Annotated in this window: 13 protein-coding genes; 10 read left to right on the top strand and 3 right to left on the bottom strand. The window is 65.1% G+C overall.

The features are described from left to right. Nucleotides 1-5: 5 nt before the first annotated feature. Nucleotides 6-1,550, bottom strand: coding sequence for a threonine ammonia-lyase, biosynthetic (gene ilvA, locus ACSFA8_RS11950; RefSeq protein WP_435479711.1), 1,545 nt, complete (start codon nt 1,548-1,550; stop codon nt 6-8). Between the two features lie 252 nt (nt 1,551-1,802). On the opposite strand from ilvA, the gene ACSFA8_RS11945 reads away from it, so the two are divergent. Then, nucleotides 1,803-2,252 (top strand): OsmC family protein, encoded by a 450-nt coding sequence (locus tag ACSFA8_RS11945; RefSeq protein WP_435479710.1) that lies wholly within the window; start codon nt 1,803-1,805, stop codon nt 2,250-2,252. A gap of 13 nt (nt 2,253-2,265) precedes the next feature. On the opposite strand, the gene coq7 is transcribed toward ACSFA8_RS11945, so the two are convergent. Then, nucleotides 2,266-2,895, bottom strand: a complete 630-nt coding sequence (gene coq7, locus ACSFA8_RS11940) for a 2-polyprenyl-3-methyl-6-methoxy-1,4-benzoquinone monooxygenase (RefSeq protein ID WP_435479709.1) — start codon at nt 2,893-2,895, stop codon at nt 2,266-2,268. 284 nt (nt 2,896-3,179) lie between these two features. Between coq7 and ACSFA8_RS11935 the strand changes: the two genes are divergently transcribed. From ACSFA8_RS11935 to ACSFA8_RS11905, 7 genes are all read left to right on the top strand, one after another. After that, nucleotides 3,180-4,442 (top strand): porin, encoded by a 1,263-nt coding sequence (locus tag ACSFA8_RS11935; RefSeq protein WP_435479708.1) that lies wholly within the window; start codon nt 3,180-3,182, stop codon nt 4,440-4,442. Between the two features lie 134 nt (nt 4,443-4,576). Continuing rightward, nucleotides 4,577-5,557, top strand: coding sequence for an ABC transporter permease (locus ACSFA8_RS11930; protein ID WP_435479707.1), 981 nt, complete (start codon nt 4,577-4,579; stop codon nt 5,555-5,557). After that, nucleotides 5,557-6,810: a M20 aminoacylase family protein gene (locus ACSFA8_RS11925; RefSeq protein WP_435479706.1), complete on the top strand. Its 1,254-nt coding sequence runs from the start codon at nt 5,557-5,559 to the stop codon at nt 6,808-6,810. Before ACSFA8_RS11930 ends, ACSFA8_RS11925 begins: the two co-directional genes overlap by 1 nt. Nucleotides 6,811-6,904: 94 nt before the next feature. After that, nucleotides 6,905-8,488 (top strand): ABC transporter substrate-binding protein, encoded by a 1,584-nt coding sequence (locus ACSFA8_RS11920; protein WP_435479705.1) that lies wholly within the window; start codon nt 6,905-6,907, stop codon nt 8,486-8,488. 46 nt (nt 8,489-8,534) lie between these two features. After that, entirely contained in the window at nt 8,535-9,446 is a 912-nt protein-coding gene (locus ACSFA8_RS11915; protein ID WP_435479704.1) for an ABC transporter permease, read from the top strand. Further along, entirely contained in the window at nt 9,446-10,435 is a 990-nt protein-coding gene (locus ACSFA8_RS11910) for an ABC transporter ATP-binding protein (protein WP_435479703.1), read from the top strand. Before ACSFA8_RS11915 ends, ACSFA8_RS11910 begins: the two co-directional genes overlap by 1 nt. Then, nucleotides 10,432-11,469, top strand: coding sequence for an ABC transporter ATP-binding protein (locus tag ACSFA8_RS11905; RefSeq protein ID WP_435479702.1), 1,038 nt, complete (start codon nt 10,432-10,434; stop codon nt 11,467-11,469). The genes ACSFA8_RS11910 and ACSFA8_RS11905 overlap by 4 nt, the downstream gene beginning before the upstream one ends. Before the next feature lie 153 nt (nt 11,470-11,622). On the opposite strand, the gene zwf is transcribed toward ACSFA8_RS11905, so the two are convergent. Next, nucleotides 11,623-13,098 (bottom strand): glucose-6-phosphate dehydrogenase, encoded by a 1,476-nt coding sequence (gene zwf / locus ACSFA8_RS11900; protein ID WP_435479701.1) that lies wholly within the window; start codon nt 13,096-13,098, stop codon nt 11,623-11,625. Between the two features lie 330 nt (nt 13,099-13,428). Between zwf and tal the strand changes: the two genes are divergently transcribed. Next, nucleotides 13,429-14,379, top strand: coding sequence for a transaldolase (gene tal, locus ACSFA8_RS11895; RefSeq protein WP_435479700.1), 951 nt, complete (start codon nt 13,429-13,431; stop codon nt 14,377-14,379). Next, entirely contained in the window at nt 14,376-15,896 is a 1,521-nt protein-coding gene (pgi, locus tag ACSFA8_RS11890; protein ID WP_435479699.1) for a glucose-6-phosphate isomerase, read from the top strand. The genes tal and pgi overlap by 4 nt, the downstream gene beginning before the upstream one ends. The last annotated feature ends 65 nt before the right edge of the window (nt 15,897-15,961 follow it).

Below are 15,961 nucleotides of genomic sequence, written 5' to 3'. Positions count from 1 at the left end.
TCTTTTCAGGCCTTCAGAAACAGCTGGTAGACAGGGTTGCCGGTTTCCTCGACGAACGGGTAGCCGAGCGTCTGCAGGAAGCTGTCGAATGCCGCGTGGTCGGCTGTCGGCACCTGCACACCGACCAGGATGCGGCCGTAGTCGGCGCCCTGGTTGCGGTAGTGGAACAGGCTGATGTTCCAGTTCGGCCGCATCAGGTTCAAGAATTTCAGCAACGCACCTGGCCGCTCAGGAAACACGAAGCGCAATAGCCGCTCGTTGTCCGCCAGACCGGTACGGCCGCCGACCATGTGGCGGATGTGTTCCTTGGCCAGTTCGTCGTGGGTGAGGTCGAGCGCGCCGAAGCCGTGCGCGACAAAGGTCTCGGCAATGGTGGTCGACTCGCCGCGCGTGCTGGTCGTGAGTCCGACGAACACATGCGCCTCGGCCGTGTCGCTGATGCGGTAGTTGAACTCGGTCACGTTGCGCGACGCACCGGGCAATTCGCCGACCAGTTCGCAGAAGCGGCGGAAGCTGCCGCGCTCTTCGGGAATGGTCACGGCGAACAGCGCCTCGCGTTCCTCGCCGACCTCGGCCCGCTCGGCCACGAAGCGCAGCCGGTCGAAGTTCATGTTGGCGCCGCAGAGGATCGCCGCATAGGTCTCACCGCGCGTGCCGTGCTGCTCGACGTATTGCTTGATCGCCGCCACCGCGAGCGCACCGGCCGGCTCGACGATGCTGCGCGTGTCGACAAAGATATCCTTGATGCCGGCACAGACCGCGTCAGTGTCGACGGTGATGAACTCGTCCACCAACTCGCGCGCGATGCGGAAGGTTTCCTCGCCGACCAGCTTGACCGCAGTGCCGTCGGAGAAGAGGCCCACATCGGGCAGCGTGACGCGCTGGTGCGCGGCGACCGATTGCATCATCGCGTCGGAGTCATTCATCTGGACGCCGATCACCTTGATCTCGGGCCGCACGGCCTTGATGTAGTTGGCGACGCCCGAGATCAGCCCGCCACCACCGATCGCGACGAACACCGCGTCGAGCCGGCCCTGGTGCTGGCGCAGAATTTCCATCGCGATCGTGCCCTGGCCGGCGATCACATCGGGATCATCGAATGGGTGCACGAAGGTCAGGCCCTGCGCGGCCTGCAGTTCGAGCGCGTGGCCGTAGGCGTCGGAATAGCTCTCGCCGTGCAGCGCCACTTCGCCACCGAGCGCGCGCACCGCGTCGATCTTGAGTTGCGGTGTCGTCACCGGCATCACGATCACGGCGCGCGTGCCGAGCGTGCGCGCGCTGAGTGCGACGCCTTGCGCATGGTTGCCGGCCGAGGCGCAGATCACGCCGCTGGCCAACTGCTCGGCGCTCAAGTGCGCCATCTTGTTGTAGGCGCCGCGCAGCTTGAAGCTGAACACGGCCTGTTGATCCTCGCGCTTGAGCAGCACGGTATTGCCGAGCCGAATGCTCAAGGCCTTGGCCGGCTCGAGCGCCGACTCGACCGCCACGTCGTAAACGCGGGCGGTTAGGATTTTCTTGAGGTAGTCGGCGGGGGTGAGCGGGCTGGGCATAGGGCCGCGATCATAGGGCCGTGGCGGGCTGCAGATTCCGGGCATAAAAAAGCCCCGAGTCTTGCGACTCGGGGCTAAATCCACCAATTGGAAGGGTGGAGGAGACAACCGGTGCACGGCAATTTGCCGTGCGATGAAATAAAGTATATCGACAGTTTGCTGCGATGCAACAAGCAGTGACGCTTTTCCCACACAAACCGATGGCCGCGTGAAATTTGTCCGCGACCAACCTCTCTCGGAGTCAGTAGTTCGATGGAATGCACAGTGAGTTGGACCGGCGCCGCCGGTACCCAGTCCCCGATGGGGTTCGTGGCCGAGACCGGCAGTGGCCATGTGCTGGCGATGGACGGCGCGCCGGACGCGGCCAAGCCGGAAAACGGGGGGCGCAACCAGGCACCGCGGCCGATGGAAGCCGTGCTGGCCGGCACCGGCGGCTGTACCGCCTATGACGTGGTGCTGATCCTCAAGCGCGGCCGCCACAAGGTCGAGCGCTGCAGCGTCAAGCTCACCAGCGAGCGCGCCGAAAAGGATCCCAAGGTTTTCACGAAGATCCACATGCATTTCACGGTGGCCGGCAAGGGCATTCCCGCGAGCGCTGTCGAGCGCGCGATTGCGCTGAGCCACGACACCTACTGCTCGGCCACCATCATGCTGGGCAAGATGGCGGAGATCACGACCAGCTTCGAGCTGATCGACACCTGAGTTCGCTCGCCGCTCAGATCCGGTGCGCCACTGTCGTCATGACACGTGAAGCCAAGCGCATCGCGGCCCGTGCGGGTGCGGGGAGTTCGCGCGCGCCCGCGCTCCAGGCTTGCGCTGCATGCCGGGCTTCGTCCTCTTTCATTTGCGTCACGACCGCGCGGGAGGCGGTATCGGATGGAGGGAGGCGCTCCAGGTGCCCATCAAGATGGGCTTCGACCTGCCGTTCGGTTTCTGCCACGAAGCCGAGGCTCAGCGCATCTCCAAGTCGTCCAGCCACCACGCCCAGGCCGAAAGCACCGGCGTACCAGAGCGGATTCAGGAGCGATGGCCGGGCGCCCAGATCGTCGAGCCGCTGGCGTGTCCAGGCGAGGTGGTCGGTTTCTTCATGGGCCGCCTTGACGAACTGCTCGCGCAGCGCCGGGTCGCGCGTCACGGCCGCCTGAGCCGTGTAAAGCGCCTGCGCGCAGATCTCTCCGACATGGTTGACGCGCATCAGTGCGCCGGCTTCACGGCGCTCGACGTCGGTCAGCGGGCCAGGCGGCAGCGCCGGCTGCGGCGCCGCACGGGTGGCGTGAGGCCGGGCGAACAAGGTGCGCAGTACTGCGTCTGCGACATTCAATAGGGGGTCGAGCGAACGGGTCATGGCGCGATTTGAACGCATCCCGAGAGCGGGCGACGGGGAGGTTTTTTCATTTCGCATCGTGAAGTCGCGGATGGGCGCAAAGCTTTGTTGCACCGCTGCAACGAAACGCGGAACCCTTCCCATATTTCGGCTGAATTGCTTTGCCCTGACGCAGCGGCTCTGGTGCAATAGCAACAACTTCCCAAAAGGAGGTTGGCCCGGGGTCCGGTGGGAGCACAAAAAAGTGCCAGTCACGGTGAGCCCTCTGCACCGGAGCCCTATGTTTAACCTTGGAGAAACTTGCAATGAAAAAATCCCTAGTTGCTTTGGCTGCCCTGGCTGTCGCTGGTGTTGCCTCGGCCCAGTCGTCGGTCACGTTGTTCGGTGTGGTCGACGCGTCGATCAGCCATTACGAAACCAGCAGCCGTTACGTCAACACCAACCCGTTCTTCGTGCCGGTCGCTGGCGTTGACTACAGCAACCGCAAGCAAAGCGCAACCGTGTTGGCCAACTCGGGTTACAACTCGAGCCGCCTCGGCTTCCGTGGTACGGAAGACCTCGGTGGTGGCCTGGCTGCCAGCTTCTGGCTCGAAGCTCCCCTGAGCAACGACGACGGTTCGACCAGCACGACCTTCAGCTTCGCGCGTCGTTCGACCGTGAGCCTGTCGGGTGGTTTCGGTGAAGTCCGCCTCGGCCGTGACTACAACCCGACCTTCTGGAACGACACCGTGTTCGATCCGTTCGGCACCAACGGCGTTGGCACCAACCTGATCTCCAACATGAACGGCGCCGCGATCTTTGGCCCGGGCAATGCCAGCACCAACGCCAACTACGTTCGCGCCAGCAACAGCATCGGCTACTTCCTGCCGCCGAACCTGGGTGGCTTCTACGGTCAACTGCAATACGCCTTCCACGAAAAGGTCAAGTACGATCCGGGTCTCACGACGCCTGCAGTTGCCAACAACAGCCGCACCGGCCGTAATGTTGCAGCTCGCTTCGGCTACGCCAACGGCCCGCTCGACGTCGCTTTTGCCGTTGGCCAAAGCACCGTGGGTGACCAGTTCTACCCCGGCATCACGTCGAACGTGAAGATCGCCAACCTGGGCGCTTCGTATGACTTCGGCGTCGTCAAGCTCTTCAGCGAAATCTCGCAAACGAGGAACAAGAACGACTTCGAAACCCAGCCGGTGTTCGGTGCGGTTTCTGACTTCAAGGGCAACGGCTACCTGCTCGGCGTGACCGTGCCGGTCGGTGCTGGCTTGATCCGCGCTTCGTACTCGTGGGTGAAGGTCAAGTTCGACAACACCGCTACCAGCGCTGGCTTCTTCCAAACGGACTCGCCTGATGCGAAGGCCAACAAGTTCGCCATTGGCTACGTGCACAACCTGTCGAAGCGCACCGCGCTGTACGCCACGGTTGCTCGTACCTCGAACAAGAATGGCTTGGCTCTGACCACCGGCGGCACGCCGGCGTTCACGAACACCTTCGCTTACGGTGTGCCCAACGCTGCTGGCTACCAAGCCCGCAACGCGACCGGCTACGACTTCGGTATCCGTCACGCTTTCTGATCTGACGCTGGCTGACGCCAGCTGATGTTGAAAGACTCGAAAAGCCACTCGACGCAAGTCGGGTGGCTTTTTTTATTGGGGCAATCCTGCATTGGGCACATACATTGCTCTGCTAAGGTCACCACCTACATCCGATGCTCGTTTTCGTACTGCGCCGCCTTCTTCAAGCCGTGATCGTGATGGTCGTGGTGGCTTTCATTGCCTTCCTCTTGTTCCAGTACGTGGGAGACCCTGTGGTCTTCCTGCTGGGGCAGGACGCCAAACCCGATCAGATCCGGCAACTGCGAGCCGACTTGGGGCTCGACCAGCCCTTCTTCGTGCAGTTCTGGCACTTCCTGCTGAATGCGGCACAGGGCGAGTTCGGCTTGAGCTTGCGGCAGGGCGCGAAGGTGTCGCGCCTGATCGGTGAGCGCCTGCCGGCCACGCTGGAGCTCTCCGTCATGGCGGCGCTGCTGGCGCTGCTGGTGGGCTTGCCGATGGGTGTCTATGCGGCGCTGCGCCGCGGCACGGTCGGCAGCCAGGCCGTGATGGCGCTGTCGCTGCTGGGCGTGTCGTTGCCGACCTTCCTGATCGGCATTCTGCTGATCCTGGTGTTCTCGGTCTGGCTCGGTTGGCTGCCGAGCTTTGGTCGTGGCGAGGTAGTCAATCTCGGCTGGTGGAGCACCGGCCTGTTCACCCGCGATGGCTGGAGCCATCTGGTGCTGCCGACCGTCACGCTCGCCGTCTTCCAGCTCACGCTGATCATGCGGCTGGTGCGCGCCGAGATGCTCGAAGTGCTGCGCACCGACTACATCAAGTTCGCCCGCGCGCGCGGCCTGTCGGATCGGGCGATCCACTTCGGTCACGCATTGCGCAACACGATGGTGCCTGTGATCACCATCACGGGCCTGCAATTGGGCTCGCTGATCGCCTTTGCAATCATTACCGAGACCGTGTTCCAGTGGCCCGGCATGGGCCTGCTGTTCATCCAGGCCGTGACCTATGCCGACATCCCCGTGATGGCGGCCTACCTGTGCCTGATTGCGCTGATCTTCGTGACCATCAACCTGGTCGTCGACTTGCTGTATTTCGCCGTCGATCCACGGCTGCGCGTTTCCACCACGGGAGGACATTGATGGGGTTGCCACGCTGGCAGGTTGCGGGCCGGGCCTTTGCGCACATCGCGCGCTTTCATCCGGAGATCACCGCGTTCCGCCGCGATCTGCATGCACATCCGGAACTGGGTTTCGAAGAGGTCTACACCGCGGCGCGGGTGCAGGAGGCGCTGCGTGCCTGCGGGGTGGACGAGATCCACACCGGAATCGGCAAGACCGGCCTGGTGGGCGTCATCCGCGGCAGGTCGACCGCCAGCGGCCGCTTGATCGGCCTGCGCGCCGACATGGACGCGCTGCAGATGTGCGAGGACAACAGCTTTGCCTGGCGCTCCGCCAAAAACGGGTTGATGCACGGCTGCGGCCATGACGGGCACGTCTCGATGCTGGTCGGCGCAGCGCGCTACCTGGCCGAAACACGTAATTTCGACGGCACGGCCGTCCTGATCTTCCAGCCCGGCGAAGAGGGTTTCGCCGGCGCCCGCGTGATGATCGAAGACGGCCTGTTCGACCGCTTTCCGGTGCAATCGGTCTTTGCGATGCACAACTGGCCCGGCATGCCGGCCGGCACCATCGGCCTGAACAGCGGCGCGATGATGGCGGCGGCCGACCGCATCACGATCGAGGTCACCGGCAAGGGCGGTCATGGCGCCCACGCATACCAGACCGTCGATCCGGTGCTGGTCGCGGCACACATCATCACGGCGGTGCAAAGCATCGTCTCGCGCAACGTGCGGCCGATCGATGCGGCGGTGATCAGCGTCTGTGCGGTGCAGGCCGGTGATCTGGGTGCGATGAGCGTGGTGCCGGGCAAGGCCACGCTGGTCGGCACAGTGCGCACCTTCAGCGCCAAGGTGCAGGCCCAGGTCGAGCAACGCCTGACCGAGCTTTGCAGCGCGGTGGCCATGGGTTTTGGTGCCAGTGCCACGGTGCGTTTCGAGCGTATCTACCCGGCCACCATCAACACGCCGACCGAGGCGCTGTTCGCGGGCGACGTGGCGCAGGGCCTGGTGGGCGCGCGCAACGTCGAGCGCAACATGGAGCCCAGCATGGGCGCGGAAGACTTCTCCTTCATGCTGCAAAAGAAACCCGGCGCCTACCTGCGCATCGGCCAGGACGTGCGGGACGGCGCCTTTCTGCACAACAGCCGCTACGACTTCAACGACGAGATCCTGCCCCTCGGCGCCGCCATGCATGCAAGCCTGATCGAGCAGGGCATGCCACTGAAAGCCGCTGCCGCAACGCAGGAAAACGCCAAGATCGGCGCCATGCAATAGCCCACATGATCGGGCCCCCACCTTGCGTTGGTCACAAGCCGGCGCATCGTTCCACAGTAGATCCTGTTTCCAACCCCCAAGAGGAGTGCCTCCCATGAGTTTCAAGTCAAAAGTGCTGTTGGCCAGCTTGTTCGCTGCGTTGAGTACTGCAAGTCTGATGGCCAGCGCGCAGACCATCCGGATCGCGAACCAGGGCGATGCGCTCTCGCTGGATCCGCATTCGCTGAACGAATCGCTGCAGCTCAGCGTCGACTCCAACGTCTATGAAACCCTGGTCGGGCGCAACAAGGATCTGAGCCTTGCGCCGCTGCTGGCCACCAGCTGGAAGCAGACCTCGCCCAATGTCTGGCGCTTCGAACTGCGCAAGGGCGTGCAGTTCCACGATGGCACGCCGTTCACCGCCGACGACGTGGTGTTCAGCTTCATGCGCGCCAAAGGCGAAGGCTCCGACCTGCGGGCCACGCTGAGCGACATCAAGGAAGTGCGCAAGGTCGGCGACCTGGCGATCGAGATCGAAACCGCCGGCCCGTTCCCGATCCTGCCCGACGTGATCTCGCTGACCATGATCATGAGCAAGAAGTGGTGCGAGGAGAACAAGGCCACGATGCCGGTCGACCGCCGCAAGGGCATCGAGAACACCGCGTCGTTCAAGGCCAACGGCACCGGCCCGTTCCGCGTGCGCGAACGCCAGCCCAATGTGCGCACCGTGTTCACGCGCAACGGCACCTACTGGGGCAAGATCGAAGGCAACGCGCAGGAAATCATCTTCACGCCGATCGCCAATCCGTCGACCCGCGTGGCCGCGCTGCTGTCGGGTGAAATCGATGTGATGGAACCGGTGCCGGTGCAAGACATCGCGCGCATCAACGCCACGGCCAGCGCCCGCGTGATCGCCGGTGCCGAGCTGCGCACCATCTTCCTCGGCATGGATCAGAAGCGCGACGAGCTGCTGTACTCGAGCGTGAAGGGAAAGAACCCGTTCAAGGACAAGCGCGTGCGCCAGGCCTTCTACCAGGCCATCGACATCAACGGCATCAAGCGCACCGTGATGCGTGATGCCTCGCGCCCGACCGCATTGCTGGTCGGCCCTGGCATCAATGGTTGGAACGCCGAGCAGGACAAGCGCCCGCCCTTCGATGTCGAAGCCGCCAAGAAGCTGCTGGCCGATGCCGGCTATCCGCAGGGCTTCGAGGTCTCGCTCAACTGCCCGAACGACCGCTACGTGAATGACGGCCAGATCTGCCAGAGCGTCGCCGCGAATTTGGCCAGGATCGGCGTCAAGATCAATCTGGTGACCGAGACCAAGGGCACGTACTTCCCCAAGATCCTGCGCCGCGACACCAGCTTCTACCTGCTCGGCTGGACCCCCACCACCTACGACTCGCACAACGCGCTGAGCTCGCTGACTGCCTGTCCCGACGACAAGGGCACGGGCCAGTTCAACCTGGGCGCCTACTGCAATCCCAAGCTCGATGCGCTGACCAAGCAGATCCAATCCGAGTCCGACAAGACCAAGCGCAACGCCTTGATCAAGGAAGCGTTTGCGCTGCATGCCGACGACGTGGGCCATCTGCCGCTGCACCAGCAGTCGCTGGCCTGGGGTGTCAGCAAGAAGGTCGAACTGACCCAGCTTGCCGACAACTTCATGTTCTTCAAGTGGATGAGCATCAAGCCATAACGATGACGCACCCCCTGGCACGCACCCTGCGTGCCGGGTCGGCTGAATGAAAAAAACACTCGCCCGTTGGCTCGACAGCGATGTCGGCCACAGCTTCCGCAATTCGCCGATGGCGATTGCGGCGGCTGTTATCGCTTTTATCTGCGTGTTCAGCGCCGCCTTCGCGGGCTGGATCGCACCCCATAACCCCTACGACCTCGCCACCCTCGAGCTCAGTGATGCACGCCTGCCGCCCGCCTGGATGGCCGAGGGCTCGCGCAAATACCTGCTGGGCACCGACGACCAGGGTCGCGACATCGTGTCCGCCCTGATGTACGGCGCGCGCGTCTCGCTGGTCGTTGGTTTTGTCTCGGTTCTGTTGTCGATGCTGATGGGCGTGACGCTCGGGCTGCTGGCCGGTTTCCGCGGCGGCTGGGTCGATGCGTTCCTGATGCGCCTGTGCGACGTGGTGCTGTCGTTCCCGGCGATTCTGGTGGCGTTGCTGATCGCCGGCGTCGGCCGGGCGCTGTTTCCCAATGCGCACAACACGGTCGCTTTCGGCGTCCTGATCCTTGCCATCTCGCTCACCAAATGGGTCGACTACGCCCGCACCGTGCGGGGTTCCACGCTGGTCGAGCGCAACAAGGAATACGTGCAGGCCGCACGGGTCACCGGCGTCTCGCCGCTGCGCATCATGCGCAAGCACGTGCTGCCGAACGTCATGGGGCCGGTGTTCGTGATCTCGACGGTGCAGGTCGCGACCGCGATCATCACCGAGGCGACCCTGTCATTTCTGGGTGTCGGCGTGCCGTCGACGTCGCCCTCCCTGGGCACCCTGATCAGCAACGGCAACCAGTTCCTCTTTTCCGGAGAGTGGTGGAGCATCGTGTTCCCCGGCGCTGCACTCGTCCTGATTGCGCTGAGCGTGAACCTGCTTGGCGACTGGTTGCGCGACGCCATGAATCCGAGGCTGCACTAATGTCGAGGCCACTGCTGGAAGTCCAGAACCTCGTTGTCGAATTCCCGGGCCGGCGCGGCACGCTGCGCGCGCTCGACGACATTTCGTTTTCCATCGCGCCGGGTGAAATCCTCGGCGTGGTGGGCGAATCGGGTGCCGGCAAGTCGCTCACCGGCGCGGCCATCATCGGCCTGCTGGAGCCGCCCGGCCGCATCGCCAGCGGGCAGATCCTGCTGCAGGGCGAGCGCATCGACCACCTCAACCATGCCCAGATGCGCCACATCCGCGGCCGGCGCATCGGCGCGATCTTCCAGGATCCGCTGACCTCGCTGAACCCGCTCTACACGATCGGCCGGCAGCTCACCGAAACCATCCGCGCGCATCTGCCCGTCAGCGAGGCCGAAGCGCGCAAGCGTGCCATCGGCCTGCTTGAAGACACCGGCATTCCGGCGGCGGCGCAGCGCGTCGACCACTACCCGCACCAGTTTTCGGGCGGCATGCGCCAGCGCGTCGTAATTGCGCTTGCGCTCGCGGCCGAGCCCACGCTGATCGTGGCCGACGAGCCCACCACCGCGCTCGACGTGTCGATCCAGGCGCAGATCATCACGCTGCTCAAGCGCCTGTGCCACGAGCGTGGCGCGGCCGTGATGCTGATCACGCACGACATGGGCGTCATCGCCGAGACCTGCGACCGCGTGGCCGTGCTGTATGCAGGCCGCGTGGCCGAAATCGGCCCGGTGCACGAGGTGATCCATGCGCCGGCACATCCCTACACCGGCGGCCTGATGGCAGCCATTCCCGACATGACGATCGAGCGCGAACGCCTCAACCAGATCGACGGCGCGATGCCGCGCCTCAATGCGATTCCGACCGGTTGCGCCTACAACCCGCGTTGCCCGCGCGCCTTCGACCGCTGCACGAAAGAGCGGCCCGACCTGATCGCGGCCGGCGCCACGAGCGCGGCCTGCTGGCTGCACGATGCCACGCATGGCGCGAGGGTGGTGGCATGAGCGCAGTGCTTCAGAACGCAGCCCCCGCGGCAGCCACCGACGCCGCGCCGCTGGTCGTCGCCCACGACATCGCCAAGACCTTCGACGTCTCGGCCCCCTGGCTCAACCGCGTCATCGAGCGGCAGCCGCGGTTGCTGCTGCATGCGGTCGACGGCGTGAGCTTCACCATTCCGCGCGGACAGACGCTGGCGCTGGTCGGCGAATCCGGCTGCGGCAAGAGCACCGTGGCGCGGCTGCTGGTCGGGCTCTACAACCCGAGCCGGGGCCATGTGAACTTTGCCGGCGAGGACGTGCACAGCACCTTCGCCTCGGCGCGCGGTCGGGCGTTGCGCCAGCGCATCCAGATGATCTTCCAGGATCCGTACGCGAGCCTGAACCCGCGCTGGACGGTCGAGGCGATCGTCGGCGAGCCGGTGGTCGAGCACGGGCTCGCGATGGACAAGGGCGCGCTGCGCGATCGCGTCGGCGAACTGCTGCGCTCGGTCGGCCTGAGCCCGCTCGACATGGTGAAGTACCCGCACCAGTTCTCGGGAGGCCAACGACAGCGCATCTCGATCGCGCGCGCACTCGCCACCGCGCCCGAGTTTCTGGTGTGCGACGAGCCGACCTCGGCGCTCGACGTGAGTGTGCAGGCGCAGGTGCTCAACATCATGAAAGACCTGCAGCGCGAGCGCGGCCTGACCTATCTCTTCATCTCGCACAACCTCGCGGTGGTGCGCCACGTGAGCGACCAGGTCGGCGTGATGTACCTCGGCCGGCTGGTCGAGGTGGCCGAGAAGCGCACGCTGTTCGCCACGCCGCGGCACCCGTATACGCGCATGCTGCTCGACGCGATTCCGCAGATGCACGCGACCGGCCGCGCCCGCACGCCGGTGCAGGGCGAGGTGCCGAACCCGCTGTCACCGCCGGCCGGCTGCGCGTTCCATCCGCGCTGCCCGCACGCCAACGCACGCTGCTCGGCCGAGCGGCCGAAGCTGCAGAACTTCGAAGGCATCCAGGTCGCCTGCCACGCGGTGGAAGAGCGCCGAATTTAAGCGGCGCTGCCAACAAACAGCGGTCGAACCAGCTGGTCGAATCGGCTGTCTGTCATGGAACACCGCGGAACCGGCTCCGCCGGGCCGCTGGTGTTGCCCCCGGCAGGGGGTTGGCGAAGGCGACACGCAGTGCGCCGCAGACTGGGGGCGAGCCTATTGTTCTTCGCCCCAGGCGAAGCCGTCGCGGGCGATCATCGCGCTCGACGCGCTCGGCCCCCAGGTGCCGGCCGCATAAGGGCGCGGGCCGCCATCCGTGCCCCAGCTGTCGATCAGCGGCTCGACCCAGCGCCAGGCTTCTTCCTGCTCGTCGCTGCGCACGAACAGGTTGAGGCGCCCGTCGATCACGTCGAGCAGCAGCCGCTCGTAGGCACCAACGCGCTCGGTGCCGAAGCGCTTGTCGAAGTCGAGATCGAGTTGCACCGGTGCCAGTGGCAGCATGCCGCCGCGCACGCCGCCTTTGGTGGTGACGCGCTGATCCTGCGCCTGTGCCAGCAAGTGCAACTCCAGCCCGTCCTTCGGCTGCAGGTTGATGACCAGCCTGTTCGCCACGCCGGCAGGCGTGCGAAAGATGGCGTGCGGCGTGGGACGGAAATTGATCTCGATGCGCGCGTCGCGCGAGGCCAGGCGCTTGCCGGTGCGGATGTAGATCGGCACGCCGGCCCAGCGCCAGTTCTCGATCTCGGTGCGCAGCGCGACGAAGGTTTCGGTGCGGCTCTCGGGGTCGACGCCGGGCTCGTCCCGATAGCCCGGCACGCGTTCACCATAGGCGGTGCCCGCCGTGTACTGGCCGCGGATCGCCTGCAGGCCCAGCGTCTCGGGCGTCCAGCGCGCCAGCGAGCGCAGCACCTTCAGCTTCTCGTCGCGGATCGCGTCGGCGTGCGAGTTGATCGGTGGCTCCATCGCAATTGCACAGACCAGTTGCAGTGCGTGGTTCTGCACCATGTCGCGCAACGCGCCGGTCTGGTCGTAAAAAGCGCCGCGCTTCTCGACGCCGAGGTCTTCCGCGATCGTGATCTGGATGTTGGCAATGTGCTCGCGGCGCCAGATCGGTTCGAACAATGCGTTGCCGAAGCGCAGCGCAAACAGGTTCTGCACCGAGGGCTTGCCGAGGTAGTGGTCGATGCGGAATACCTGGTTCTCGCGCAACACCTTGCCGACCGCTTCGTTGATCGCGCGGTTCGATGCGAGGTCGTGGCCCAGCGGCTTTTCAAGCACGATGCGGGTGTTCGGGCCGTTCAGGCCGGCCGCGGCGATCTGCTCGACCGTTTGCGTGAAGAGTGCCGGCGCCGTTGCCACGTACATCACGATGTTGCCCGCGTTGCGCGACTTCAGCATGTCGGCGAGCTGCGCATAGTCGGCCGGTTTCGAGAGGTCGAGCCGCAGGTAGTAGAGCATCGACGCGAACGCCTTGAACTCTTCCTCGGTCGGGCGCTTGGCGCCTTCGACCGCCTTGAAGCGCGACTGGATCAACGCGCGGTACTCGTCGTCAGACAGGTCGTCGCGCGCCACGCCGATGATCCGCCCGCCTTCGGGCAGGCTGCCGTGGCGGAAGGCCTGAAACAGCGCGGGCATGAGCTTGCGCCATGCGAGGTCACCGGTGCCGCCGAACAGAACGAGGTCGAAACTCATGAAAGATATCCGTGTGGTGGTAGGAAGCTGAATCAGCCCGTCACTTTAATGGTACTTGTACGGATGCTCGATACGCAGCGGCATCACTATGCTCACGCGCGGCCCGGTGCGCCATTTTCTTTTTTAAAGGCGAGGGTCGAAGGAAAAAACTTCTGTGCGCCGCAGCGCTGGTGGGTGTGCCGTCGCTGGCGAGGCGCTGGCCCAGCTGATCGCCGAGAAGGACAACCCCAAGACCGACGTGTCCTGAGCCTGCAGGCGTAGCTGCACCGCAAGCCGGGACAACGCAATAACGTACAGGCAACTGTCAAAGCGCCGTCAGATAATGTTTCGATGAACCAACTCGATGCCCTTCGCCAGTGGACCACCGTCGTCGCCGACACCGGTGATTTCAAGCAGATCAGTGCTTCCAAACCGCAGGATGCGACCACCAACCCGTCGCTGATCCTCAAGGCCGTGCAGAAGCCCGAATACCGGCCGCTGCTCGACGAGGCCGTCAAAAAGCACGCCGGCAAGCCGATCGACGAGGTGATCGACCGGCTGCTGGTGCGCTTCGGCACCGAGATCCTGACGCTGGTGCCGGGCCGTGTCTCGACAGAAGTCGACGCGCGCCTGTCGTTCGACACGGCCGCCACCATCGCGCGTGGCGAGCGCATCGTCGCGATGTACCGCGCCGAAGGCGTCGACACCGAAAAGCAGCTGCTGATCAAGGTCGCCTCGACCTGGGAAGGCATCCAGGCCGCGAAGGCGCTGGAGCAGAAGGGCATCCACTGCAACCTCACGCTGCTGTTCTCGTTCGCTCAGGCAGTGGCCTGCGGCGAGGCCGGCGTCAAGCTGATCTCGCCGTTTGTCGGCCGCATCTACGACTGGTACAAGAAATCGGCAGGTGCCAAGTGGGAAGAGGCCGCCAACGCCGGCGCCAACGACCCCGGCGTCAAGTCGGTGCGCGAGATCTTCGACTACTACAAGCACCACGGCATCGCCACCGAAGTGATGGGTGCGAGCTTCCGCAACACCGGCCAGATCGCCGCGCTCGCGGGCTGCGACCTGCTGACGATCAGCCCCGAGCTGCTGGCCGAGCTGGCCGCCAGTGACGCACCGCTGACCCACGCGCTCGATGCCAAGGCGGCCAAGTCGCAGGGCATCCCGAAGGCCGGCTTCGACGAACCGGGCTTTCGCTTCGCGCTCAACGAGGACGCGATGGCCACCGAGAAGCTGGCCGAGGGCATCCGCGCGTTTGCCGCCGATGCGATCAAGCTCGAAAAGCTCATGGGCGGCCAATGAGCGCGCGCTGCGACCGGGTACCGAGCTGGGCCCAACTGCAGGCGCACCACGACGGAGAGGGGCGCGGCTTCGATTTGCGTCGCGCCTTCGCTGCCGATGCCGGCCGCTTTGCCGCTTTCAGCCAAGAGGCGCCGCACCTCTTCGCCGACCTGTCGAAGAACCTGATCGACGCGCCGACCGAGGCGCTGCTGATGACGCTGGCGCGCGAATGCGGGCTCGAAGCGCACCGCGACGCGATGTTCGCGGGCCAGCACATCAACAGCACCGAGGATCGCGCCGTGCTGCACACCCTGCTGCGCAGCCCGGCCGCCACGCCCGAGGTGCTGGAGACACTCGATGCGATGCTGGCCTATGCCGAGCGGGTGCGCAGCGACCACACGATCACCGACGTGGTCAACATCGGCATCGGCGGCTCTGATCTCGGGCCCCAGATGGCGGTGCTGGCGCTGGACGAGTTCGTGGCGCCGGGCAAGCGTTTTCATTTCGTCTCGAACGTCGACGGCCATGAACTGGCCGGGGTGCTCAAGGGGCTGGCGCCGGAGCACACGCTGTTCCTGATCGCGTCGAAGACCTTCACCACGGCCGAGACCATGACCAACGCGCTTTCGGCCAAGCGCTGGTTCGAGCAGTCGGGCAGCGTCGATGTCGCGCGCCACTTTGCCGCGCTCACCACCAACGTCGAGGCGGCCAGGCAATTCGGCATCGACACCACCTTCGGCTTCTGGGACTGGGTCGGCGGCCGCTATTCGCTCTGGTCGGCGATCGGACTGCCGATTGCGCTGGCGATCGGCTGCGAGGGCTTCAAGCGCCTGCTGGCTGGTGCGCACGCGATGGACGAGCACTTTCGCACCGCACCGCTCGAGCGGAACCTGCCGGTGCGGCTCGGCCTGCTCGACGTCTGGTACCGCAACTTCCACCGCTTCACGACGCGCAGCATTGCGCCCTACCACAGCGCCCTGAAGCGCCTGCCGGCTTACCTGCAGCAACTGGAGATGGAGAGCAACGGCAAGCAGGTCGACATCGACGGCAAGCCGCTGCCGTACGGCACCTCGCCGGTGCTGTGGGGCGAACCCGGCACCAACGGCCAGCACGCCTACTTCCAGATGCTGCACCAGGGCACCGACGTGACGCCGCTGGAGTTCGTCGCGGTGCGCGATGCCTCGCACGATCTCGAGGGCCACCATGCCAAGCTGCTGGCCAACTGCATCGCGCAGGCGCAGGCGCTGATGGTTGGTAAGGCCGATGCCGGCGGCCACAAGAACTTTCCGGGGAACCGCCCCAGCAGCTTCTTCGTGTTCGAAAAACTCACGCCCGAGGCGCTCGGCGCCTTCCTCGCGATGTACGAGCACCGCGTGTTCACCAGCGGCGCGCTGTGGGGCATCAACAGCTTCGACCAGTGGGGCGTGGAGCTCGGCAAGGTGCTCGCGAAAGACATCGAGCCGCGGCTCGCGTCCGGCGATGCCAACGGCCTGGATGCGTCGACCGCGGGCCTGCTGGCGCGGCTGCGGCAGCGCTGAGCGCGCAGATTTGTCGCCGAATCCGAACAACCCCTCGATATGATGGCCCCGGGGTTTTCCCGTGG

Source organism: Variovorax nitratireducens, assembly GCF_051216545.1.
Classification (GTDB): domain Bacteria; phylum Pseudomonadota; class Gammaproteobacteria; order Burkholderiales; family Burkholderiaceae_C; genus Variovorax.
The sequence above is the reverse complement of the archived record's forward strand: the minus strand, read 5'-3'. Positions and strand labels throughout refer to the sequence as shown.